General features: G+C 71.1%; 20 protein-coding genes. 11 read left to right on the top strand and 9 right to left on the bottom strand.

Features of this window, described 5'->3' with window-relative positions; translation table 11 throughout:
- The first annotated feature begins 222 nt into the window (after positions 1-222).
- Entirely contained in the window at positions 223-1710 is a 1488-nt protein-coding gene (locus tag ACIQCZ_RS34540; protein WP_402288563.1) for an amino acid permease, read from the top strand.
- On the opposite strand, the gene ACIQCZ_RS34535 is transcribed toward ACIQCZ_RS34540, so the two are convergent.
- Positions 1701-2132, bottom strand: a complete 432-nt coding sequence (locus tag ACIQCZ_RS34535) for an ATP-binding protein (protein WP_365693067.1) — start codon at positions 2130-2132, stop codon at positions 1701-1703. The genes ACIQCZ_RS34540 and ACIQCZ_RS34535 overlap by 10 nt on opposite strands.
- Before the next feature lie 226 nt (positions 2133-2358).
- Between ACIQCZ_RS34535 and ACIQCZ_RS34530 the strand changes: the two genes are divergently transcribed.
- Both ACIQCZ_RS34530 and ACIQCZ_RS34525 read left to right on the top strand, forming a co-directional pair.
- A complete protein-coding gene (locus tag ACIQCZ_RS34530) occupies positions 2359-3186 on the top strand; it encodes an enoyl-CoA hydratase family protein (protein ID WP_402288561.1) in 828 nt (275 codons plus the stop codon).
- Positions 3187-3190: 4 nt separating this feature from the next.
- Complete coding sequence (locus ACIQCZ_RS34525) at positions 3191-5548, top strand: bifunctional salicylyl-CoA 5-hydroxylase/oxidoreductase (protein ID WP_402288558.1); 2358 nt, start codon at positions 3191-3193, stop codon at positions 5546-5548.
- On the opposite strand, the gene ACIQCZ_RS34520 is transcribed toward ACIQCZ_RS34525, so the two are convergent.
- The gene (locus ACIQCZ_RS34520; RefSeq protein WP_402288556.1) at positions 5535-6371 is read right to left on the bottom strand and encodes a GNAT family N-acetyltransferase; all 837 of its coding nucleotides are present in this window, start codon (positions 6369-6371) and stop codon (positions 5535-5537) included. The genes ACIQCZ_RS34525 and ACIQCZ_RS34520 overlap by 14 nt on opposite strands.
- Before the next feature lie 48 nt (positions 6372-6419).
- Positions 6420-8021, bottom strand: coding sequence for an AMP-binding protein (locus ACIQCZ_RS34515; RefSeq protein ID WP_402288553.1), 1602 nt, complete (start codon positions 8019-8021; stop codon positions 6420-6422).
- Positions 8022-8309: 288 nt separating this feature from the next.
- Here ACIQCZ_RS34515 and ACIQCZ_RS34510 point away from each other — a divergent pair, with 288 nt between their 5' ends.
- Both ACIQCZ_RS34510 and ACIQCZ_RS34505 read left to right on the top strand, forming a co-directional pair.
- Complete coding sequence (locus ACIQCZ_RS34510) at positions 8310-9437, top strand: acyl-CoA dehydrogenase family protein (protein ID WP_402288551.1); 1128 nt, start codon at positions 8310-8312, stop codon at positions 9435-9437.
- A complete protein-coding gene (locus ACIQCZ_RS34505; protein WP_402288549.1) occupies positions 9434-9835 on the top strand; it encodes a RidA family protein in 402 nt (133 codons plus the stop codon). Before ACIQCZ_RS34510 ends, ACIQCZ_RS34505 begins: the two co-directional genes overlap by 4 nt.
- A gap of 57 nt (positions 9836-9892) precedes the next feature.
- On the opposite strand, the gene ACIQCZ_RS34500 is transcribed toward ACIQCZ_RS34505, so the two are convergent.
- The 5 genes from ACIQCZ_RS34500 to ACIQCZ_RS34480 are packed head-to-tail and all read right to left on the bottom strand — an operon-like array spanning position 9893 to position 15344.
- Complete coding sequence (locus tag ACIQCZ_RS34500) at positions 9893-11026, bottom strand: FAD-dependent monooxygenase (protein ID WP_402288546.1); 1134 nt, start codon at positions 11024-11026, stop codon at positions 9893-9895.
- 42 nt (positions 11027-11068) lie between these two features.
- On the bottom strand, positions 11069-11638 hold the full coding sequence (locus ACIQCZ_RS34495; RefSeq protein WP_402288542.1) for a GTP-binding protein: 570 nt from the start codon (positions 11636-11638) through the stop codon (positions 11069-11071).
- A 6-nt stretch (positions 11639-11644) separates the two neighbouring features.
- The gene (locus ACIQCZ_RS34490; protein WP_402288540.1) at positions 11645-12049 is read right to left on the bottom strand and encodes a DUF742 domain-containing protein; all 405 of its coding nucleotides are present in this window, start codon (positions 12047-12049) and stop codon (positions 11645-11647) included.
- The gene (locus ACIQCZ_RS34485) at positions 12046-12483 is read right to left on the bottom strand and encodes a roadblock/LC7 domain-containing protein (RefSeq protein ID WP_402288537.1); all 438 of its coding nucleotides are present in this window, start codon (positions 12481-12483) and stop codon (positions 12046-12048) included. Before ACIQCZ_RS34485 ends, ACIQCZ_RS34490 begins: the two co-directional genes overlap by 4 nt.
- The gene (locus ACIQCZ_RS34480; RefSeq protein ID WP_402288535.1) at positions 12480-15344 is read right to left on the bottom strand and encodes a nitrate- and nitrite sensing domain-containing protein; all 2865 of its coding nucleotides are present in this window, start codon (positions 15342-15344) and stop codon (positions 12480-12482) included. The genes ACIQCZ_RS34485 and ACIQCZ_RS34480 overlap by 4 nt, the downstream gene beginning before the upstream one ends.
- 408 nt (positions 15345-15752) lie before the next feature.
- Between ACIQCZ_RS34480 and ACIQCZ_RS34475 the strand changes: the two genes are divergently transcribed.
- The 6 genes from ACIQCZ_RS34475 to mnhG are packed head-to-tail and all read left to right on the top strand — an operon-like array spanning position 15753 to position 22254.
- A complete protein-coding gene (locus ACIQCZ_RS34475) occupies positions 15753-18680 on the top strand; it encodes a Na+/H+ antiporter subunit A (RefSeq protein ID WP_402288532.1) in 2928 nt (975 codons plus the stop codon).
- Positions 18677-19279: a Na(+)/H(+) antiporter subunit C gene (locus ACIQCZ_RS34470; RefSeq protein WP_402288530.1), complete on the top strand. Its 603-nt coding sequence runs from the start codon at positions 18677-18679 to the stop codon at positions 19277-19279. The genes ACIQCZ_RS34475 and ACIQCZ_RS34470 overlap by 4 nt, the downstream gene beginning before the upstream one ends.
- Positions 19276-20931, top strand: coding sequence for a Na+/H+ antiporter subunit D (locus tag ACIQCZ_RS34465; RefSeq protein ID WP_402288527.1), 1656 nt, complete (start codon positions 19276-19278; stop codon positions 20929-20931). Before ACIQCZ_RS34470 ends, ACIQCZ_RS34465 begins: the two co-directional genes overlap by 4 nt.
- A complete protein-coding gene (locus tag ACIQCZ_RS34460; protein WP_376460727.1) occupies positions 20928-21554 on the top strand; it encodes a Na+/H+ antiporter subunit E in 627 nt (208 codons plus the stop codon). The genes ACIQCZ_RS34465 and ACIQCZ_RS34460 overlap by 4 nt, the downstream gene beginning before the upstream one ends.
- Positions 21551-21904 carry an MrpF/PhaF family protein gene (locus ACIQCZ_RS34455; RefSeq protein WP_351075009.1) on the top strand — a complete coding sequence of 118 codons (354 nt, stop codon included), beginning with the start codon at positions 21551-21553 and terminating at the stop codon, positions 21902-21904. The genes ACIQCZ_RS34460 and ACIQCZ_RS34455 overlap by 4 nt, the downstream gene beginning before the upstream one ends.
- Entirely contained in the window at positions 21901-22254 is a 354-nt protein-coding gene (gene mnhG, locus ACIQCZ_RS34450) for a monovalent cation/H(+) antiporter subunit G (protein WP_376460724.1), read from the top strand. Before ACIQCZ_RS34455 ends, mnhG begins: the two co-directional genes overlap by 4 nt.
- Before the next feature lie 100 nt (positions 22255-22354).
- On the opposite strand, the gene ACIQCZ_RS34445 is transcribed toward mnhG, so the two are convergent.
- The gene (locus ACIQCZ_RS34445; RefSeq protein WP_402288524.1) at positions 22355-22681 is read right to left on the bottom strand and encodes a hypothetical protein; all 327 of its coding nucleotides are present in this window, start codon (positions 22679-22681) and stop codon (positions 22355-22357) included.
- Positions 22682-22793 lie beyond the last annotated feature (112 nt).

Raw genomic sequence — 22793 nt, 5'->3', positions numbered from 1 at the left:
CCATAGCCCGAAAGGCATGGGAGGGGCCCCCTCCGCGTTGCCTCCCTCCTCCGCCTTGCAGACGCACGCACCCGGCCCCGCTCCTTCTTCCACCCCCCCATGTGCCGGTCGGTCTAATATGTTGCCTTTCGGTGGGGTTCGAGCTCGCACGCTCGAACCCCATTTTCGTGTCCGTCACCGGCGCCCGGAGTCCCCCACAGGCCCTGGGTACGCGCCCCCCACATGCTCCACCAGAGAAGAGACCGTCCCGTGAGTCCGCTACGCCCATCGAGCCCCCCGCGCCCCTCCGGCCCACGCATCAAGAACCCCCACCAGCTGATCGCCGAGTCCGGCGCCGACCTGGAGGGGCACGGCCTCAAGCGCACCATGGGACTCTTCCAGCTGGTGTGCTTCGGTGTCGGCGCCGTCGTCGGCACCGGCATCTTCGTCGGTCTCTCCGACAGCGTCGCCGAGGCGGGCCCCGCCGTCGTGCTGTCCTTCGTGCTCGCCGCGGTCACCTGCATCTTCACCGCGCTCTCCTTCGCCGAGCTGGGCAGCGCGATCCCGGTGTCCGGCAGTTCGTACTCCTTCGCCTACGCGACGCTCGGTGAGCGCGTCGCGTTTCTCGTCGGCTGGTGTCTACTGCTGGAGTACGGCGTCTCGGTCTCCGCGGTCGCCGTCGGCTGGAGCCAGTACGTCAACGAGTTGCTGAACAGCCTCTTCGGCTTCCAACTGCCCGTCGCCCTCTCGGCCGGCCCCGGCGACGGCGGAGTGATCAATCTGCCCGCCGTCGTGGTGGTCATGATGGCCGCGACGCTGCTGGTGCGCGGCGTCCGCGAGAGCGCGGGGGCCACCGCCGCGATGGCGGTTCTCAAGATCACCATTCTGATGCTGTTCTGCGGCATCGCCTTCACCGCCTTCGAGCACGGGAATCTCACGCCGTTCGTCGCCCACGGCGCGGGCGGGGTCACTGCCGGTGCCTCGCTGGCGTTCTTCTCGTACATCGGTTTCGACGCCATCACCACCGCGGGCGAGGAGGTCAAGAATCCGCGACGGAACGTGCCGATCGCGATCATGGTCTGCATCGGCCTGGTCACCCTGCTCTACTGCGCCGTCGCGCTCGCGGCCATCGGCGCCATCGGCCCGGGGGCCGTCGCCGACAAGCCTGCCGCGCTCTCCATCGTCGTCAATCAGGTGACCGGCTCGACCGTCGGCGGCGGGGTCATCGCCTTCGGGGCGGTCGTCGCGATCGCGTCCGTCGTGCTCGCGGTGATGTACGGCCAGACCCGCATCCTGATGTCGATGAGCCGCGACGGTCTGATCCCGCGGGTCTTCGAGCGGGTCTCGCCGCGGACGGCGACCCCCGTGGCCAACACCTGGATCGTGGCGGTCGTCTTCGCGGTCCCGGCGGCCTTCTCGTCGCTCGACGTGGTGGTGAACCTGACGACCATCGGCACGCTCGCCACCATGGTCGCGGTGAACATCGCGGTGATCGTGCTGCGCCGCCGCAACCCGGAGGTCAGGGGCTCGTTCCGGGCGCCGCTCCATCCGCTGGGCCCGCTCCTGGGCGTCGGCTTCTGCCTCTATCTGATGTACGGGACGGGCTGGACGACCTGGGTGCAGTTCGCCGTCTTCCTGATAGTCGGCGCCGCGGTGTACACCTGCTACGGCCGCAACCGCTCCCGGCTGGCCGCCGCGGGGACGGGCCGGGACGGGGCCGGTCAGCTCTGAGGCGTGCGGGACGGCAGGGTGAACCACACCGCCTTGCCCTGCTCCGTCGTGCGGTGACCGCAGGACGAGCTGAGGGTACGGATCAGCAGCAGACCCCGGCCGTGTTCCTGCCAGGGGTCCGGCACGCTGCCCGGTTCCGGGTGGGAGAGATCGCCCGGCGGGGCCGGGTCGCGGTCGTGCACCTCCACCTGGCAGCCGGTCGGCAGCAGCTCCACCACCAGCTCGATGGGCTCGTCGCTGCGGGTGTGCTCCACCGCGTTGGCGACCAGCTCGGCGGTGAGGAGCTCGGCGGTGTCCGAATCCGCGGGTGCCTCGATGTCCGCCAGCGCCGTACGGATCAGGGCGCGGGCCACCGGTACGGCCGCCGTCGTGTGCGGTAGCGCGATCCGCCAGGAGGCGGGAAGGGGGACATCGGTGGGCACAGCATGGTTTCCGTTCCGGAGATCGTGGGCTTTCTGGAAGGCGGTACTTCCAGGATTCAACCTTACGAAGTGCAACAACAGAGACAAGGGTCTGTCGACCGGTATGAAGGGGACGTTCGGCATACGCTCTCACGCTCCACCTATTGCGTGCTCGTGACGGAAGTCACGTACGAGTGATAAGTTCGGCTGCAGGTAACAGCCCGACGGCTGAAGGGGAGCCTCCTCCATGAGCCCGTTTCCCAGCTCCGCCCCCCATACGGATGACTGGCGTCACCTACGGCTGACGACGGACGACGGCGTTGCCACCGTCACGCTCGCCCGGCCGGAGAAACTCAACGCGCTCACCTTCGGCGCCTACGCCGACCTGCGCGACCTGCTTGCCGAACTGTCCCGCGAACGTTCCGTGCGCGCCCTGGTGCTCGCGGGTCAGGGCCGCGGATTCTGTTCCGGCGGAGATGTCGACGACATCATCGGCGCGACACTCGCCATGGACACCGCCCAGCTCCTGGATTTCAACCGCATGACCGGGCAGGTGGTCCGGGCCCTACGTGAAACCCCCTTCCCCGTCATCGCCGCCGTACACGGCGTGGCGGCGGGCGCGGGTGCGGTTCTCGCACTGGCCGCCGACTTCCGGATCGCCGATCCGTCCGCCCGCTTCGCCTTCCTCTTCACCAAGGTCGGCCTCTCCGGCGGCGACATGGGCGCCGCCTACCTGCTGCCGCGCGTCGTCGGCCTCGGCCATGCCACCCGGCTGCTGATGCTCGGCGAACCGGTCCGCGCCCCCGAAGCGGAACGGATCGGCCTGATCAGCGAGCTGACCGAAGAAGGCCAGGCCGACGCACGTGCGGCAGCGCTCGCCCGCCGACTGGCCGACGGACCGGCCCTCGCCCTCGCCCAGACCAAGGCGCTGCTCACCGCCGAACTCGACATGCCGCTCGCCGCCGCGGTCGAAATGGACGCCGCGACCCAGGCCCTGCTGATGCACGGCGAGGACTACGCCGAATTCCACGCCGCCTTCACCGAGAAGCGGCCACCGAAGTGGCAAGGCCGGTAGCGCGATGCCGCCCGACATCAGTGCCACCGGCTCCGCACCGACCGCCGCGACGGCGCCGGGCGCCCATCCCTTCCCCACGAAGCCGACCGGCGTGAAACGAATCGCGGTCATCGGCGGCGGACCCGGTGGGCTCTACGCCGCGGCCCTGCTCAAGCGGCTCGATCCGGAACGCGACATCACCGTCTGGGAGCGCAACGCACCCGACGACACCTTCGGCTTCGGCGTCGTCCTCTCCGACGAGACCCTCGGCGGCATCGAACACGCCGACCCCGTCGTGTACCGGGCGCTCCAGGACGAATTCGTACGGTGGGACGACATCGACATCGTCCACCGCGGCGTGACCCAGACCTCCGGCGGCCACGGCTTCGCGGCCCTGGGCAGGCGCCGGCTCCTGGAGATCCTGCACGAACGCTGCGCATCCCTCGGCGTGCGGCTCCGCTTCCGCACCGAGGCCCCGCCGGCCGCGGAACTGGCCGACGCGTACGACCTGGTGATCGCCGCCGACGGAGTGCACAGCCTCACCCGCGCCGCCCACGCCGAGACCTTCGGCCCCCGTCTCACCACCCACCGCTGCCGCTACATCTGGCTCGCCGCGGACTTCGCCCTCGACGCCTTCCGTTTCGAGATCGCCGAGACCGCGTACGGGGTGATGCAGCTCCACGGCTACCCCTTCTCGGCCGACGCCTCCACCGTCATCGTCGAGATGCGGGAGGAGGTCTGGCGCGCCGCCGGACTCGACACCTGCGACGTGGAGCACTCGACGCTGCGCTGCGCCAAGATCTTCACCGAGGCGCTCGGCGGCCGTCCGCTGCGCTCCAACAACTCCTCCTGGCTCACCTTCCGTACCGTCGTCAACGCCCGCTGGTCGCACGGCAACACGGTCCTGATCGGTGACGCCGCCCACACCGCGCACTTCTCCATCGGCTCCGGCACCAAACTCGCCGTCGAGGACGCCCTCGCGCTCGCCGCCTGCATCGAGGAGCAGCCCGACCTGCCGAGCGCGCTGTCCGCCTACGAGACCGAGCGACGGCCCGTCGTCGAATCGACCCAGCGGGCCGCCGCGGCGAGCCTGCGCTGGTTCGAGGAGCTCGGCACCTACGTCGACCAGCCACCCCGCCAGTTCGCCTTCAACCTGCTCACCCGCAGCCGCCGTGTCACCCACGAGAACCTGCGGCTGCGCGACGCCTCCTTCACCGCCGCCGTCGAGGAGGAGTTCGGCTGTGCCCCCGGTACCCCGCCGATGTTCACCCCGCTGCGGCTGCGCGGCCTCGAACTCCGCAATCGCGTCGTCGTCTCGGCCATGGACATGTACTCGGCCGTCGACGGCGTCCCCGGCGACTTCCACCTCGTCCACCTGGGCGCCCGCGCACTCGGCGGCGCCGGGCTCGTCATGACGGAGATGGTCTGCGTCAGCGCCGAGGGCCGCATCACCCCCGGCTGCACCGGGCTCTACACCCCCGAACAGGCCGCCGCCTGGACCCGGATCACCGATTTCGTCCATGCGAGCGCCCCCGGTACGGCCATCGGCGTCCAGCTCGGCCACTCCGGACGCAAGGGCTCCACGAAACTCATGTGGGAGGGCATCGACCAGCCCCTCGACCACGGCAACTGGCCGCTCACCGCCGCCTCCCCGATCCCGTACGCCGAAGGCGTCAACCAGGTTCCGCACGCCTTGGACCGGGCCGGACTCGACGCCGTACGCGAACAGTTCGCCGCGGCGGCCCGGCGCGCCGACCGCTGCGGCTTCGACCTGCTGGAACTCCACTGCGCCCACGGCTATCTGCTGTCCGGCTTCCTCTCGCCCCTGACCAACCACCGCTCCGACGAGTACGGCGGGTCGCTGGGCAACCGGCTCCGCTTCCCCCTGGAAATCTTCGACGCGGTCCGCGCCGAATGGCCCGACGACCGCCCCATGACCGTCCGCATCTCCGCCACGGACTGGGCCGAGGGCGGCACCACCGCCGAGGACGCCGTCGAGATCGCCCGTGCCTTCGTCGCCCACGGGGCCGATGCCATCGACGTCTCCACCGGTCAGGTCGTCCCCGACGAGCGCCCCGAGTACGGCCGCTCCTACCAGACCCCGTACGCGGACCGCATCCGCAACACGCTGTGCGTGCCCGTCGTCGCGGTCGGGGCGATCTCCTCCTGGGACGACGTCAATTCACTGCTGCTCGCGGGCAGGGCCGACCTCTGCGCCCTGGCCCGTCCCCATCTCTACGACCCGCACTGGACGCTGCACGCGGCGGCCGAACAGGGCTACAGCGGACCCGGCGCACCCTGGCCGCCCCCCTACCGCGCGGGCAGCCGCATCCCGTCGACGGGCCGCACGGACGCTCCGAAGCCCCGGCTCACCCTGGGATGACGGGCTCCTCGGCCGAGCTGATCAGCAGCCGGTCCGCGACCGCGCGGAAGCCGATGCGCCGATACACGCCGTTGCTCGTCGGGTTGGCGAGGTCGGTGAAGAGCAGCACCTCCCGCACGCCCGCCTCCCGCGCCGCCCGGCCGACCTCCGCCGTCACGGCGGCCGCGTAACCCCGGCCACGGTGCCCGGCCGGCGTGTAGACCGGCGCGATCCGCACCGTGCCCGCGATGCGCGAGGAGACGCCCGCCATCGACACCGGGACGCCGCCGTCCTCCCAGAGCGTCAGCCCGCCGGACGCCGTCCGCTCGTCCACCAGCCGTTCGGCATGGGGGGCGGGCTGCCCGACCTCATCGGCGAATGCCCGGTGCCAGCGCACCAGCAAGGCCCGGTCGGCGGCGGTGGCGGCCCTGGGCCTCCCCGAGGGCGCGGGGGAGGGCGGGACCAGCGTCCCCAGCCGGTAGAGCCGCTGCTCCTGGTCGACCCGGTGGCCCGGCCAGGTGGCGGCCAGGGCCTCGGCGGCGGCCCGGTCGGCGTTGATCCTGGTCAGGGGGAGCGAGGCGGCAAGTGGGGCGACGGCCTCCGGGGCGACGGCTCCCAGCAGCGGCGGATACGGCGGGGTCTGCACCAGAGTGCCGGCGACCTCGCCGTCCGCACCGCGCCACCAGCCCAGCAGCGGCGCGCGGTCACCGTAGGCGTGCGGGCCGTTGCGCCGCAGGGTCGCGGTGGCGGTCAGCACCAGGGTGTTCTCGGCGGGCCGGGCGGCCGGCGAGGCGCCGGCCGCGTCGAGAAAGACGTCGACGTCATCGGTGAAGGTCCAGGTCATGCCTCATCCTGCCGGGTGCACGGGGAGCGCGGCACGCGCATTTCCGGTTCAGCCGTCCCGCAGCCGGAAACGCTGCAGCTTCCCGGTGGCGGTGCGGGGCAGTGCGGGCAGGAACTCGACGACGCGCGGGCACTTGTGCGGGGCCAGTTCGCTCTTCATGTACACACGCAGCTCGTCGGCCGACAGCTCCGCGCCCTCGCGCAGCACCACGTACGCCACCACGATCCGGCCGCGCAGCTCGTCGGCCCGCCCCACCACCGCGGCCTCGGCCACCGCGGGGTGCCGCAGCAGGGCGTCCTCGACCTCGGGACCCGCGATGTTGTAGCCGGAGGAGATGATCATGTCGTCGGCGCGGGCGACGTAACGGAAGTAGCCGTCCGGGTCGCGAACATACGTGTCACCGGTGATGTTCCAGCCGTGCGCCACGTAGTCCCGCTGGCGTTCGTCGGCGAGATAGCGGCAGCCGACCGGGCCGCGTACGGCGAGGAGCCCGGGCTCTCCGTCCGGCACCTGCCGGCCTTCGCCGTCCACCACCCGTGCCTGCCAGCCGGGCACGGGAACTCCGGTGGTGCCGGGGCGGATCGCGTCGTCGGCGGCGGAGATGAAGATGTGCAGCAGCTCGGTGGCACCGATGCCGTTGATGATGCGCAGACCTGTCCGCTCGTACCAGGACCGCCAGGTGGCGACCGGGAGGTTCTCGCCGGCCGAGACACAGCGCCGCAGCGCGGTCAGATCGTGCTCGTCGACGTGGTCGAGCATCACCCGGTACGCGGTCGGCGCGGTGAACAGCACCGACACCCGGTGGGCGGCGAGCGCGGGCAACAACTGCACCGGGCCGGACTGTTCGAGCAGCAGGGAACTGGCACCGGCCCGCAGCGGGAAGACCACCAGACCGCCGAGCCCGAAGGTGAAGCCGAGCGGCGGACTGCCCGCGAACACGTCGTCGGGCGTCGGGCGCAGGACATGGCGCGAGAAGGTGTCGGCGATGGCGAGCACGTCCCGGTGGAAGTGCATACAGCCCTTGGGCCGCCCGGTGGTGCCCGAGGTGAACGCGATCAGCGCGACATCATCCGCCGCCGTGTCCACCGGACGGTACGGCCCCCGCTCGGCCTCGGCCAGCCGCAGCAGATCGTCCGGGGCGTCACCCCCGTACGCCGTGATCCGCAGCCCCGGCACCTGGGCCTTCACCAGGTCGTCGATCGCCCGGATGTCGCACAGCGCGTGGCTCACCCGGGCGATCGAGCAGATGGTGGTGAGCTCGGCGGACCGCTGCCGGTCCAGCACCGTGACGGCGATCGCGCCCGCCTTCAGCACCGCGAGCCAGCAGGCGGCCAGGTGGGGTGTGGTGGGGCCGCGCAACAGGACGCGGTTGCCGGGGACGACCCCCAGGTCCGACGTGAGGACGTGGGCGATCCGGTCCACCCGGTCCCGCAGCTCCCCGTAGCTCCAGACTCCGCCGTCGGGAGTACGGAAGGCCGGGCGGTCGGGGCCGAGGCGGTCGACCGTACGGTCCAGCAGCTCGACCGCGCAGTTGAGGCGGGCCGGGTAGTTCAGTTCGGGCAGGTCGAAGAGCAGTTCTGGCCACTGGTCCGGAGGTGGCAGGTGCTCCCTGGCGAAGCTGTCGAGGTGCGCTGAGGTCTTCGGTTCCATGAGGATCGCCCCCTTGTCGCCTCCGGAGCGTATCGTTTGGGTGACGGTAGTCAACGGTTCGCGATAAGACCGACCGGCACATGGGGGGTGGAAGAAGGAGCGGGGCTGGGTGCGTGCGGCTGCAAGGCGGAGGAGGGAGGCAACGCGGAGCGTTGTTGACCGACGACAACGCCGCAGATGCGCGTGCCCGGCCCCGTGACGCCGCCCCCCATGTGCCGGTCGGTCCAAGACGAGAAAGACGAGATGCGCCCGCCGGGCGCCTCGGACACCGACAAGAGAGGCGCCGGTATGACGGCATTCTCGCTCGATCCGGCACAAACCGCCTGGTGCGAGGAGCTGAGAGTCCTTGCCGAGCAGCAATTGCGCCCCCTCGCCGAAAAAGGCGACCCCGGCCACGTCAACCGCCCCCTGATCACCGCACTCGGCGAATCGGGCCTCCTCGACCGGATGCTGAACTCCGGCGCCCTCGGCCTCTGTCTGCTCCGCGAGTCCCTGGCCCGCGGCTGCACGGAGGCCGAGACCGCGCTCGCCCTCCAGGGACTCGGCACCCACCCTGTGGTCCGCGCGGGTACCCCGGCCCATCGCGAACGCTGGCTCCCCGAGGTGCGGGCCGGCCGCGCCGTCGCCGCCTTCGCGCTCAGCGAACCGGGCGCGGGCTCCGACGCGGCGGCCCTCGCCCTGAACGCCGAACCCTCCCCTGACGGATGGCGGCTGACCGGCCAGAAATGCTGGATCTCCAACGCGCCGGAGGCCGACTTCTACACCGTCTTCGCCCGTACGACCCGGGGCGCCGGCTCCCGCGGCGTCACCGCGTTCCTGGTCCCCGCCGACCGCCCCGGGCTGACCGGCACCGCCATCGACATGCTCTCGCCGCACCCCATCGGGGCCCTGGAGTTCGACGGTGTCCCGGTCACGCCCGACGATGTGCTCGGCGAACCGGACCGGGGCTTCCGGGTCGCCATGGACACCCTCAATCTCTTCCGTCCCAGCGTCGGCGCCTTCGCCGTCGGCATGGCCCGCGCCGCCCTCGACGCCACCGTGGCGCACACCGCCGGACGCACCGCGTTCGGCGGCCCGCTGAAGGACCTTCAGGCCGTCTCCCACCAGGTCGCCGAGATGGCCACCCGCACCGAGGCCGCCCGGCTGCTGGTGTACGCGTCCGCCGCGGCCTACGACGCGGGCGAGTCCGGCGTACCGTGCCGCGCGGCCATGGCGAAGCTGTACGCCACCGAGACCGCGCAGTACGTCGTCGACACCGCCGTCCAACTGCACGGCGCCCGTGCCCTGCGCCGCGGCCACCTCCTGGAGCACCTCTACCGGGAGGTCCGCGCCCCACGGATCTACGAGGGCGCCAGCGAGGTCCAGCGCACGATCATCGCCAAGGAGCTGTACGCGAACCGGGAGGCGTCCGCATGAGTCCGGTCCACCGGATCAACCCCGCCGAACTCTCACCGCCCACGGGCTTCTCGCACGCCGTCACGGCCACCGGCGGCCAACTGGTCTTCCTGGCCGGGCAGACCGCCCTCGACGCGGACGGCAAGGTCGTCGGCGACGGACTGCCCGAGCAGTTCGCGACGGCGCTCACCAATCTGTTCACCGCCCTGCGCGCGGCGGGCGGCGCCCCGGCGGACCTGGTCCGCGTCACCGTGTACGCCACCGATGTGGCCGACTACCGGGCCCGGGCCGGTGAACTGGGCCGGATCTGGCGGCGGCTGGCGGGCCGCGACTATCCGGCGATGGCGGTCATCGGGGTGGTGAGGCTCTGGGACGAGCAGGCACTGGTCGAGATCGACGGGGTGGCGGTACTGCCGTGAACGCGCCAGACGTGCCGGGCGGGCACACCGTGCCCGGCACGTCCGGCTCCGCGCGGATCAGTACGGCTTCACCAGCACATGCGCCGCGCCCGGAATACCGACCTTCAGCAGTTCGTCCTCCTCGGGCGTGGTTTCGATGCCCGTCTCCTGCTTGAGCACCGCACGCGACATGGCCTGTACCCACATGGCACGGGGGCGGCGGCGGGCCTCCCACGCCTCGAGGGCCTCGGCCACGTCCGCCTCGGCGTCGAGCGACTCGGCGAGCACCAGCGCGTCCTCGACGGCCATCGCCGCCCCCTGCGCGATGTGCGGCGTGGAGGCGTGCGCGGCGTCACCGGCCAGCACGACCCGGCCCACGTGCCACGGCTCCTCGACCGTCACCTGGGAGATCCGCGAGTAGACCACCGCGGCCGGGTCGGTGACGGTGGCGAGTGCCTCGGCGACCGGCCCGGAGAACATCGCCAGCCGCTCCGTGAGCTGCTCGTGGGCCCGCTCCGGGTCCGGCCGGAAGTCCTCCCGCTCCGCGAACACCGCGCCCAGGTACATCAGTTCCTCGGTGATCGGGGTGAGCAACGCCTTGGCTTCCTTGCCCGCCGTGCCCATCACGACTCCCCGCACCCGGGACTGCCGGGGCACCGTCACCCGCCAGTTGGCGAAGCCGGTGTACTCGGGCGTGTAGCGGTCCCCGTACAGGCGGGTGCGCAGCGGCGAACCGATGCCGTCGAAGCCGACCACCAGGTCCCAGCGGCCGGTGGAGCCGTCGGAGAGAGTGACGTCCACCCCCGAGCCGTCGTCGGCCAGCTCGGTGATGGTGGTCCCGAAGCGGATCACGGCCCCGGCGGCGACGGCGGCGTCGTTCAGCAGCCGGGCCAGGGCGGGGCGCGGGATGCCGTTGTTGGAGGGGGCGTCGCCCATGCGGGGCTGCGGTATCTCGGCGAGTGTGGCGCCGGCCGGGTCGGCGATGGTCAGGATCTCCCACTCGAAGCCCGCCTTGAGGCAGTCGTCGAGGACCCCGATCTCCCGCATGACATGGAGGGCGTTGGACGGCTGGATGATGCCGACGCCCAGCGCCTCCAGCTCGTCGCGGAGCTCGGCGACCTCGACGGTGTGGCCGCGCCGGGCCAGCGCGGTGGCGAGCGTGAGCCCGCCGATGCCGCCGCCGTGAACCAGGACGCGCAGAGGTGATGCCATCTCAGATCTCTCCAGAGCGAGAAAGGTAAGGGGTACGAGGGGTCAGCCGGCCGCTACGGGCAGGCTCATCAGATGGTCCACCAGGGCCAGCAGCACGTCCCGGCCGAACGGCCGCTCGCGGACGTCGCCGATCAGCAGCGGCACATGGGGATCGAGGTCGAGAGCGGCCCTGATCTCGTCCGGCGTACGGGTGTTGTGGCCGTGGAAGCAGTTGATCGCGACCACGAACGGGATGTCCCGGCTCTCGTAGAAGTCGATCGAGGCGAAGCTCGTCTCCAGCCTGCGCGTGTCGGCGATCACGACACCGCCGAGCGCCCCGTGGACGAGGTCGTTCCACATGAACCAGAAGCGTTCCTGGCCGGGGGTGCCGAAGAGGTAGACCACCAGCTCGGGACTGACCGTGATCCGGCCGAAGTCCAGCGCTACGGTCGTGGTGTCCTTGCCGCCGACACCGGCCAGGTCGTCGACACCGATGCTGGCCTTGGTCAGGTACTCCTCGGTACGCAGCGGGGCGACCTCGCTGACCGCGCCCACCATGGTGGTCTTGCCGACGCCGAAACCTCCGGCGACGAGGATCTTGACGGCGGCGGGGGCCGCCTGACTGCTTGTCATCTTGGTTCAGAGTCTCCGGAGTCCGTCACGAACGGTGGCCAGCAGGCCCATGTCGACCCCGCCGGCCACCCGCGCCACCGAGAGCGGGGCACGGGCCAGCAGCAGGCCCTGGGCGACGAGGTCGGCCAGCAGGATCTTGGTCACCGACACCGGGAGGCCGAGGCCGCTCGATACCTCGGCGACCGCGGACGGGCGGCGGCAGCGCTCAAGGATCAGCCGGTGCTCGGGCTGGAGCTTCCCCGGCAGGACCGGCGCACCCTGCTCGTCCCGTGGGTCCTGTGTGGTGGTGAGCACGGTGATGAGGGTGAAGTCGTCCCGCTCGGGAGCGGTCCGGCCGCGGGTGATGGTGTACGGGCGCACCATGGTGCCCGCCCCGTCCTCCTCGGCCTCGTCCTCCCAGTACGGGGTCATGCGCGCTGCCCGTCTCCGGGGCCGAAGGCGTCGAACTCGGTGCGGGCCGGGGTGCCGAGCTTCTGGCCGACCTGCTGGACGAGGTTGTGCATGGCGAGCGACATGACCTCGGCGTCCACCTCCTGGGAGGCGACGACGGCCAGGTGGGTACCCTGGCCGGCCGAGATGATGAAGAGCCAGAGGTCCGCCAGCTCGACGATCACCTGGTGTACGCCGCCGCCGTCGAAGAGCTGTCCGACGCCGCGGGCCAGGCTCTGCTGGCCGGTGCAGATGGCGGCCAGCCGCTCGGCGTCCGCACGCTCGATGGTGCGCGAATGGCTCACCACCAGACCGTCGTCGGAGAGCAGGACGGCGTTGCGGGTCTCGGCCACCGAGTCCACCAGGCCGTCGAGCAGCCAGTCGAGATCCTGATGGGTTGCAGTTGTGCGTGTCATGACCGTTCTTCTCTCGTGGGAAGGGGGGTGGCTGGCGGTGCGGGCTGTGTCGGCGCCTCGTCGGTCGCACGGGCTGCGCGGGACCGACGCTGGAACGCCCCGATCGCGGCTCCGGCCCGTCGCGGGGCCGGTCGCAGCAGCGGGTTCTCGTACCGGCTCGGCGGCTTGGGCTCGGCGGACCGGGCGGCCGGGTCGCGCCGCAGTTCGTCTGCCAGGTTGGCCTGCCGTACCCGGCGCGGCAGCGGGGGTTCCGTGCCGGGCGCGGCGGGGGCGGGCCGGTCGGACCGGTTCTGCGTGCGGACGGCGTCCGGCTCCGGCGGGGCCGAGTGGTCGGGTACGGACACCGTCAGCTGCGCGGGGCGGGCGGTGTCCGGTACGGAGTGCCGGGGCCCGGGGTGGTCCGCCTCGACGCCGGAGGGGTACGGCTGCTGCGTGGCCGGATACGGCTCATCGGTCGCCGCGTACGGCGGCTGGTCCACGGGGTACTGGCCGGCGGCCGTCATGTACGGCTGCTCGGTCGGGCCGTACGGGGCCTCGTGCGCGGCGTACGGGCTCGCAGGCGCCCCGTAGGGCTCGTCCCACACCCCCGTCGTGTTCTCCGGTGCCGCGTAGGGCTGTTCCTGGCTGCCCGGGAGCGCGTCCTCGGACTGGCACTCCTGGTGCGCCTGGTACCGCTCTTCCCGCTCCGGCGCCGAGTACGGCTGCTCCGGGGCGGAGTCGGGCGCGCCTGCCGTGTTCAGCGCGGTGACTCCGGCCAGTGCCTGCCCCTGGACGCGGGTGGGCAGTGCACCGTCGTCGTCGGAGGCGGCGGCGGGCGTGGGGGTCGCGGGGGCGGCGGGCACGGCGGGGGCCGGCACACCGACCGGGCCGGTCCCCGGTGCGGAGACGGTGAGCTCGTCGGGGACGAGCACGACCACCCGGGTACCGCCGTACACCGAGGAGCGGAACTCCACCCGCAGGCCGTGCTGGACCGCGAGCCGTGCGATCACATAGAGACCGAGACGGATGTCGTCGGAGTGGGCGAGGATGTCCATCCGGGGCGGCCGGACCATCAGCTCGTTGGCAGCGGCCAGCTGATCCTCCTCCATCCCGAGGCCACGGTCCTCGACCTCGATGATCAGACCGCGGCTCACCCTGGCGGCCCTGACCTCCACCGGGCTCGGTGGCCGGGAGAAGCTCAGCCCGTTCTCGATGAGCTCGGCGAGCACGTGGGAGAGCGGGCCCACGGCACGCTCCGCCAGCCAGGGGTTGCCGTCGAGGTCCAGCGCCACACGCCGGTAGTCCTGTACTTCACCCTGGGCGGAGCGCATCACGTCCAGCAGCGGAACCGGCCTGCGCCAGCGCCGGTGCGGGGAACCGCCCGCGAGAATCACCAGGTTCTCCTCGTACCGCCGCAGTCGGGCGGTGAGGTGGTCGAGGTCGAAGAGGCCGTCCAGCACCTCGGGGTCCTCGTGCTTGCGCTCCAGCTCGTCCAGCTTCTTGAGCTGCTGACCGATCAACTGCTGGGTGCGGCGCGCGATGCGCTGGAGCAGCCGCTCGAAGCCGCGGTGCTGGTCGGCCTGTTTGACGGCCGCCGCCAGTGCACTGGTACGCGCCAGATTCAGCGCGTTGCCGAGCCGGCCCAGCTCGTCGTTCCTGTTGCCCTTGCTGTCGTGCTCGATGGCGCGGGCCTCGGCCTCGACATCGATGCGCTCTCCCCGGCCGAGGCGCTCGACGACATCGGGAAGGGCCTTCTCCAGCTCCTCTGCCCGTTCCTGCAGGCTGCCGATCCGGCGGCGGAGGCTACGGGTGAGGCGCCAGGTGGTCCAGATGACCACGATCACGGCGACCAGGCTGATCACCGTGGTCAGCACCATCTTGAGCAGCAGCGAGTTCACATTGCTCTCGCCCTCCTCGACCACGAGAGCGGTGGTGTGCTCCATGAGCTTTTCCATCTGCGGACCGACCTCGTCCATCGCGCCGCGCCAGGTCTTCTCGTCGGCGTCGACGGCGACGAACCCGCCCTCGGCGTCGGCCGGGTGCAGCACCTCGTTCTCCACCCGCGTCTTGGTCTTCCAGGCCGGACTGCGGGTGATCTTCTCCCACATGGCCTTCTCGCCCGGCGGCAGGAAGGGGACGACCTTGGTGGAGTACTGGAGCGACTGGCCGGAAACAGCCTCTCGAACCTGCTTCAGGTCCTCGGTGCTCAGTTTCCCCTTCGACCAGCCGCGCGCCAGCAGAGCATCCGAACGGGAGATCATCTCCTTGGTCCAGAACAGGTCGGCCAGCGGCTGTGCCAGCGAGGTGACCTCGCCGTCGTAGCCATGGCTGAGCGCCGTGAAGAGCTGGAGGTCGACCGCGATCAGGTCCGTGTAGTAGCGATAAACGACCTGTTGCTGGTCGTTGCCGCCCTCGTTGACGAGGGCGCGCTGGGCGGGCAGCTGATTGATCTCCTTGCGGGCCTCGGCGACTGCGTCACGGACCTCGGCGGGGGCGGCGTCGGCCGCCACGTCGGAGAGCGACTGGAAACTCTCGATCGCCTTGTCGGTCACCCTGCGCTGCTTCTTCAGCGCGTCGGTGGCGCCCTCGTGCCGGGCAAGCGCTTCGGCGCTGAGCCGACGTTCCTCCTGCAGGTTGTAATACACGATGTTGGAGGGCTGACCCGCTTTCCGGCCCAACTCTCCCTGGGCCGCCTGACGCTGGAAGTCCAGCAGGGTCTGACCACTGACGTCGGCCCAGAAGGCGGTCAGTGTGACGCCGGGAACGATGGCCAGTACGAGCAGGGCTGTCCGCAGCGACATGGTGGTCGACTTGGTCCGCCGTGAGGCGCGCGTGCGCAGTGCGTGCTCCTTCAGGATGGTGCCAGCCTCACGACTGGTCAAATCAGGTGAGAACTTTGGCACATTGATATTAGGTGCACTGCAAGAATGGCAAGAAAGTGGGCTCACAAGCGCAGCACCGATCAACTGCATCTCCGCCGCCGAGCACCGGAGGTGACCGGTTCGGGATGGTTCGGGCCGGTTCGAGTAGCAGACCGGTGATCGCGCGGGATGCTTGAGTCGTTCGCAAGGAGCCGCGAACCAGCCGAGAAAGGTCGCCGGCGGGTACCGGCCCGCCCCCGCGCCCTGCGGCGAGCACAAGTGATCCCATCGCCCCGGGCGGAGCGCGGCGTGCCGTAAGGGTGAAGCGCGATCGGGGATATATCTGTATTTAGTGCCCTTTGCCCGTGATGCATCGCCCAGGCCCCGGACGCCCGTCCCGGGCGGGCGCGAGGTCCCCCCCGGGCCCGTATGACCGCGCTCATCGTCTGCCATTTCGTCCTGGCCGCCTGTGCGCGCCCGCTGGTACGGGCTCTGGGCAGGCGCGCCTTCGTCGTGCTCGCGCTGCCACCGGCCGCCGCCACCGCGTGGGCGGCCACCCAGTGGAACACCGCCGCGTCCGGCGGCTCGGTCACCTGGTCGTGGCAGTGGATGCCGGCGTACGACGTCACCGTCGATCTGCGGCTCGACGCGCTCGCCGAGCTGATGGTGCTGCTCGCGGCCGGAATCGGCACGCTGGTCCTGCTCTACTGCGCCTCGTACTTCACCGACCGGACCCCGCAACTGGCCGGCTTCGCCGGGAACCTCCTCGCGTTCGCGGGCGCCATGCTCGCCCTGGTCCTCGCCGACGACCTGATCTCGCTCTATGTGTTCTGGGAGCTGACCACGGTCTTCTCGTACCTGCTGATCGGGTACGACAGCGAGCGGAAGCACAGCCGCCGCTCCGCGCTCCAGGCCCTCACGGTGACCACCCTCGGCGGTCTGGCGATGTTCGTCGGCTTTCTGATCATCGGTCGGTCGGCGGGCACCTACCGGATCTCCGCCATCCTCGCCGACCCGCCCGCGGCGAGCCTCGCCGTCTCCGTCGCGGTGGTGCTGATCCTGTGCGGCGCCCTGTCGAAGTCGGCGATCTGGCCGTTCAGCCTCTGGCTGCCGAACGCCATGGCCGCGCCCACGCCCGTCAGCGCCTATCTGCACGCCGCCGCGATGGTCAAGGCCGGTGTCTATCTGGTCGCCCGGCTCGCCCCGGCCTTCGCCGACGTGCCGGTCTGGCGACCCGTCGTGATCGTCCTCGGCGCCGCCACCATGCTGCTCGGCGGCTGGCGCGCGTTGCGCCTCAACGACCTCAAGCTGGTCCTCGCCTACGGAACCGTCAGTCAGCTCGGCTTCCTCACCCTGCTCGCAGGGGTCGGCAACCGGGACACGGCACTGGCCGCCGCGGTCATGATCCTCTCTCACGCCCTGTTCAAGGCACCGTTGTTCCTCGTCACCGGCATCGTCGACCACGCGGCCGGCACCCGGGACCTGCGCAGACTCTCCGGCGTCGGCCGGGCACTGCCGTACGTCTGCGCGGTCGCGGTGCTCGCCGCGGCGTCCATGGCCGCCCTGCCCCCGCTGCTCGGATTCGCCGCCAAGGAGTCCGCGTTCGAGGCGCTGCTGCAGGGCGACACCGCGGACCGCTGGGCACTGGGCGTCACGGTCGCCGGGTCCGCGCTGACCGTCGCGTACACCGTACGGTTCGTCTGGGGCGCCTTCGCCCGCAAACCCGGGGTCGAGGACACCCCCGTGCACCGGGTCGGCGCGGCGTTCCTCGCGCCGCCCGCCGTGCTCGCGGTCTGCGGGCTGGTGCTCGGACCGGGCGTCGGACGGGTCGACCGGCTGCTCAGCGCGTACGCCGACACGTTTCCCCCGTCCGCGCATCCGTACCACCTGTCGCTCTGGCACGGATTCGGTACCGCCCTGCTGCTCTCGGCCGTCGCCCTGGCGGGTGGTGCGGTGCTCTTCGCCGGGCGCGCCACCGTGACCCGGCTCTCCCGGCGGATCGCGTGGCCGACCGCCGACAGCGTCTTCGGACACCTGCTGCTCGGCCTTGAACGGCTCTCCCTCCAGCTCACCGGGTTCGTCCAGCGCGGCTCGCTCTCCGTCTACCTCGCCACCACCCTCCTCGTCATGCTCGTCGGTCAGCTGACCGTCCTGGGGGTGGACCAGCCCTGGCGCGCCGCCGTCGTCCCGCGAGCCTGGGACGTCCCGCTCCAGGGCGCCGTCGCCGTGCTGACCTGCACGGCCGCCCTGCTCTGTCTCACTGTCAGCCGCCGTATGAAAGCCGTGGTCCTGGCGGGACTGACCGGATACGGGGCCGCGCTGCTCTTCGTCGTCCAGGGCGGCCCGGACCTGGCGCTCACCCAGTTCTGTGTCGAGACCGTGTCGATGATCGTGTTCGTGCTGGTGCTGCGGCGGATGCCGGTGCGCTTCCAGGAGTCGGTCAGCACCCGGCGGCGTGCCCTGCGCATCCCGGTGGCGCTGGCCGCGGCGGCGACGCTCGGCGTGGTGGTGTGGGTCGCGGCGGCCGCCCGTACGGCACCGCCGGCCGGCGCGGCCATGGTCGAGGAGGTCTCCCACCACGGCCTCAAGGACGTGGTGGCGACCATCCTGGTCGATCTGCGCGCCTGGGACACGATGGGGGAGTCCGCCGTGCTCGCCGCCGCCGCGATCGGCGTGACGAGTCTGATCTATCTGCACCGCCGCACCGAGGGGGAGTCGCTGCGGGAGGAGGTCCGGGGACGTACCGCGTGGTCGTTGGCGGGGCCCGAGATGACGGGGCTGCCGCACGGTGACGAAGGGGCGCCGGAGCGCGGCTGGCTCGCGGCAGGCTCCACGCTCGCGCCCGAGCACCGCTCGATCGTCTTCGAGGTCGTGGCCCGGCTGCTGTTCCACCCGGTCCTGGTCCTCTCCGTCTATCTGCTGTTCTGCGCCGAGAACATGCCGGGCGGCGGCTTCGTCGGCGGGCTCGTCGCCGGGCTGGCCCTGATCACCCGCTACCTGGCGGGCGGCCGATTCGAACTCGCCGAGGCCGCACCCCTGCAGCCCGGACTCTTCACCGGACTCGGGCTGTTCATCTCCACCGGCGTCGCCCTGCTCGGCCTCTCCGAGGGAACGGTCCTGCACGCCTGGACCCACCACGGCCGACTGCCGCTGATCGGTGAATACCACCTGGGCACCCCGATCCTCTTCGACTTCGGGGTCTATCTCCTGGTCCTGGGCGTGGTGCTGGACATCGTGCGCGCGCTCGGTGCCAAGATCGACCGGCAGATCGAGCGGGCGGCGTTCGAAAGGGCCGCCGCGACGAGCCCCCGCACCCCACCCGGAGCGGAACCCGGGACGGGAGGCACCCCCGGATGACGGTCAGCGCCTCGCTCCTGGCAACCGCCGCGGTACTGTGCGCGGTCGGCGGCATCCTCATGCTCACCCGGCCCCTCACCCGCATCCTGCTCGGCGCCGTGATCGCGAGCAACGGCATCAACCTGCTCGTCCTCGCCGCGACCGGGTCGGCCGGCCGGGAACCGCTGCTCTACGGCGTTCCGTTGCACCGGGTCACCGACCCCCTGCCCCAGGCCATCGCGCTCACCGCGATCGTCATCACCCTCGCCACCACGGCGTTCCTCCTCGCCATGGCCTACCGCAGTCACCAGCTCACCGGCACCGACGAGGTCCACGACGACGACGAGGACCGCCGCATCGCACTGCGCTCCGAGGTGCTGGGGGAGCGGGACGAACTGCGCGAGCGCTACCGCGCCGCCCCCGACGTCACGGAGGAGGACCGTGCCCGCTACCGCGAGGAGCGCCGCCGCCTGCGGGCCAGGCTGCGCGCCGACCGCGCCCTCCAGGCCCGCGGCAGGTACGCCACCGGGGACCTCTGGCACGACGTACTGGGCGCGGACCTCGAGGACTACGCACAGAAGCAGGCCCATGCCGACGCCGACCCGGGAGCCGCCGGATGAACGCACTCGTCCCCCTGCCGGTACTGCTGCCGCTCTGCGCCACCGGCCTGAGCCTCGCCGTCGGTACCCGGCTCAAGCAGGTCCAGCGCTTCGTCAGCGTCGCCGTGCTCACGGCCGTGCTCGGGCTCTCCCTCACGCTGATGGTCGTCGCCGACACCCGCGGCCCGCTCACCGTCCACCTCGGCGACTTCGCCCCACCGCTCGGCATCACGCTGGTCGCCGACCGGCTGTCCGGGCTGATGCTGTCGGTCTCCTCGGCCGTCACGCTCTGCGTGCTGATCTACTCCCTCGGCCAGGGCATGGCGGACCGGGACGAGGAGACACCCGTGGCGGTCTTCCACCCCGCGTACCTGATCCTGGTCGCCGGGGTCTCCTGCACCTTCCTCTCCGGTGACCTCGTCAACCTCTACGTCGGCTTCGAGATCATGCTGGTCGCCAGCTTCGTCCTGCTCACCCTCGGCGGCACCGGACCCCGCGTCCGCGCGGGCTCCACCTACGTGATCATCTCGTTGTTCTCGTCCATGCTGTTCCTCACCGCCATCGCCATGACGTACGCGGCCACGGGCACCGCCAACTTCGCCCAGCTGGCCGGCCGGCTCGCCGAACTCCCGCTCGGGGTACAGACCCTGATCCAGGCGATACTGCTCACCGTCTTCGCCATCAAGGCCGCCGTCTTCCCGCTCGCCGCCTGGCTCCCCGACTCCTATCCGACCGCGCCCGCCCCCGTCACCGCGGTCTTCGCCGGTCTGCTCACCAAAGTCGGTGTCTACTGCATGCTGCGCACGGAGACCCTGCTCTTCCCGGGAAACCGGCTCGGCGACCTGCTGATGGCCGCCGCGCTCGCCTCGATGGTGATCGGCATCCTCGGAGCCGTCGCCCAGACCGACCTGAAGCGACTGCTCTCCTTCACCCTCATCAGCCACATCGGCTTCATGGTCTTCGGCATCGGCCTCGCCACCCGGGACGCGTACGGGGGCGCGATCGTGTACGTCGCCCACCACATCACCGTCCAGACCACGCTCTTCCTGGTGGCCGGGCTGATCGAGCGCCGGGGCGGCACCACCGAACTCACCCGGATCGGCGGACTGGCCAAGGCCGCCCCGCTGCTCGCCACCCTCTTCTTCGTGCCCGCCATGAATCTGGCCGGTATCCCGCCACTGTCCGGATTCATCGGCAAGCTCGCACTGATGCGGGCCGGTGTCGCCGACGGCGGTGTCTGGGCATGGATCCTCGTCGTCGGATCGGCCGTGACCAGCCTCCTCACCCTGTACGTGACGGCCAAGGTCTGGAACCTGGCGTTCTGGCGGGCCGCGCCCCCTGGGCAGGTCGCGTACGGCACCGTCCTGGAGTCGGACTCCGAGGAGGAGGACAACGATGCCGACGAGGGCCCCGACCACATCCGCGGAAGCGGCGACGAACCGGTCCGCCCCCGCCATCAGCCCGCCGGGCGCGCGGTGGCGGCCACCCTGCACGGGCACGCCGTCACCACCACGACGCAGCTCCCGCGGCTGATGACCGCGGCCACCGCGGCGACCGTCGTGCTCGGACTCGCCTTCACCGTCCTCGGCGGACCGCTGACGTCCTACACCGACCGGGCGGCCGCCGAACTCATCGCACGTACCCCCTATGTCGAGGCGGTGCTCGGCCGGTGAAACGCCGCATCAGACTGTCCTTCCGGAACAAGGACCTGCCGCCCTTCAGCTGTGAGTTCGGCGGTCGGCGGCGACGCGTCCTGGACCTCCCGCTGATCGCCTGGCTCACGTTCATCTGGGTACTGCTCTGGTCCGGCCTCCACTGGGCCAACGTACTGACCGGCGCGGTCGTCGCGGTGGCCGTCTGCCTGGCCTTCCCGCTGCCCCGGGTCGACCTCGGGCTCCGTCTGCACCCCTGGGGCATCCTGCTGCTCGCCGGCTATCTGCTCTACGACATGTACACCTCGGGCGTACGGGTCACGCGGCAGATCTTCGTCGACCATCCGCACCGGGCCGCGGTCATCGCCGTACCGTTGCGCTGCCGTTCCGACCTGATGCTCGCGGCCACCGCCGTCGCCGTGTCGAACGTCCCCGGCGGATCGATCGTCGAGGTGCGCCGCTACACGGCCACCCTCTTCCTGCACGTCCTCGACGCGGACAGACCCGCCGCGCTCGACGCGGCGCGGCGCTCCGTCTGGCGGCTCGAACGGCTGATCGTCCGAGCCTTCGGCACCCCGGACGAGATCGCCCGCGTCGCCGAACCACCTCCACCGGTCGGGCACGAGAGAGGAGAGCGGGCATGAGCGGGCCGGAAACCATCGACCGGGTGCTGCTCACCGCGGCCGTCGTGGTGATCGTCGTCGCCGGAGCGGGGCTTCTCGCCCGGATCTGGTGGGGCCCCTCCATGCTGGACCGGGCCATCTCACTGGACGTGTGCGCCGCCCTCATCATCGCGGGCCTCGGCGCCAAGTCCGCCTTCGCGCGTGACCCGTTCTATTTTCCGATCATGCTGGTGCTGGCCTTCCTCGGGTTCACGGGGTCGGTGGGCATCGCCCGATTCATCGCTGTGCGCGACCGGCCGGCATCGCGGCACGGTACGGAGGCGATCGGGAGGGACGACGGACGCGCCGGCACCGGGGGAGAGGGGCGGTGAAGCTCTGGCTCCAGATCCTCGACACGGCCGGTGCGGTACTGGTCCTCATCGGCGCGGCCATCTGTCTGCTCGGGGTGATCGGGATGCTGAGGCTGCCGGACGTGCTGTCCCGCAGCCATGCCGCCACCAAGCCGCAGACCCTCGGCATGCTCCTCGTGCTCGGCGGGGTGGCCCTGCGGCTGCGCAGCGGCATGGATCTCGCCACCCTCGCGCTGATCGGCTTCTTCCAGATGATGACCGGTCCGGTCGCCGCCCACCTGGTGGCGCGATCCGCCTACCGGACCGGGCAGATCGACCACGGCGAACTGCTCTTCGACGAACTGGACGAGCAACTGACCGAGGAGAACTGAGACCTTTCGCGGCGCCCTGAGACCTTTCGCGCCCTGAGAGGGCGTTGAGTGAGGCTATGCCCGTTTCGTCGTTGTGACGGTGTGTGGGCAGGTCACGCGATCAATCGGCTGTTCTGGGTGTGGGGATTGCGAACAGTCCGGGCTCGGTCTCGACGACGAGGCCGGCGCTGGTCAGACGCTTGAGCTTGTTGCGCATGCCGGAGATGTGCGTGGGCTCGGTGCCGGTGGCCAGGGTGCGGCACAGGTCGCGGCAGCGTTGCGGGGCTGCGGCGTCGATGAGCGCGGCGAGGATGTGCTGGTAGATCGGGTTGTCGGGCAGGCCCGGCATCCGGTCGCCGGTGGGCTCGTCGTCGCCGAGGGACCTCGAACGCCGCGCGGGAGCGGGCGTCGACCAGGACAAAACCGCCCGCGTCTGCACCAATGTCATGATGAACGTCGAACGGGTCGGTCTCGCAGGCCAATCGCAAATTGTGGAAGTATTCCGCCGCCGCCCGTGGATCCGCGGCCCCAACCGCAAACACGCGAGAATCGGTCGTCAT

Source organism: Streptomyces sp. NPDC093149, assembly GCF_044754145.1.
Lineage (GTDB): Bacteria > Actinomycetota > Actinomycetes > Streptomycetales > Streptomycetaceae > Streptomyces.
The sequence above is the reverse complement of the archived record's forward strand: the minus strand, read 5'-3'. Positions and strand labels throughout refer to the sequence as shown.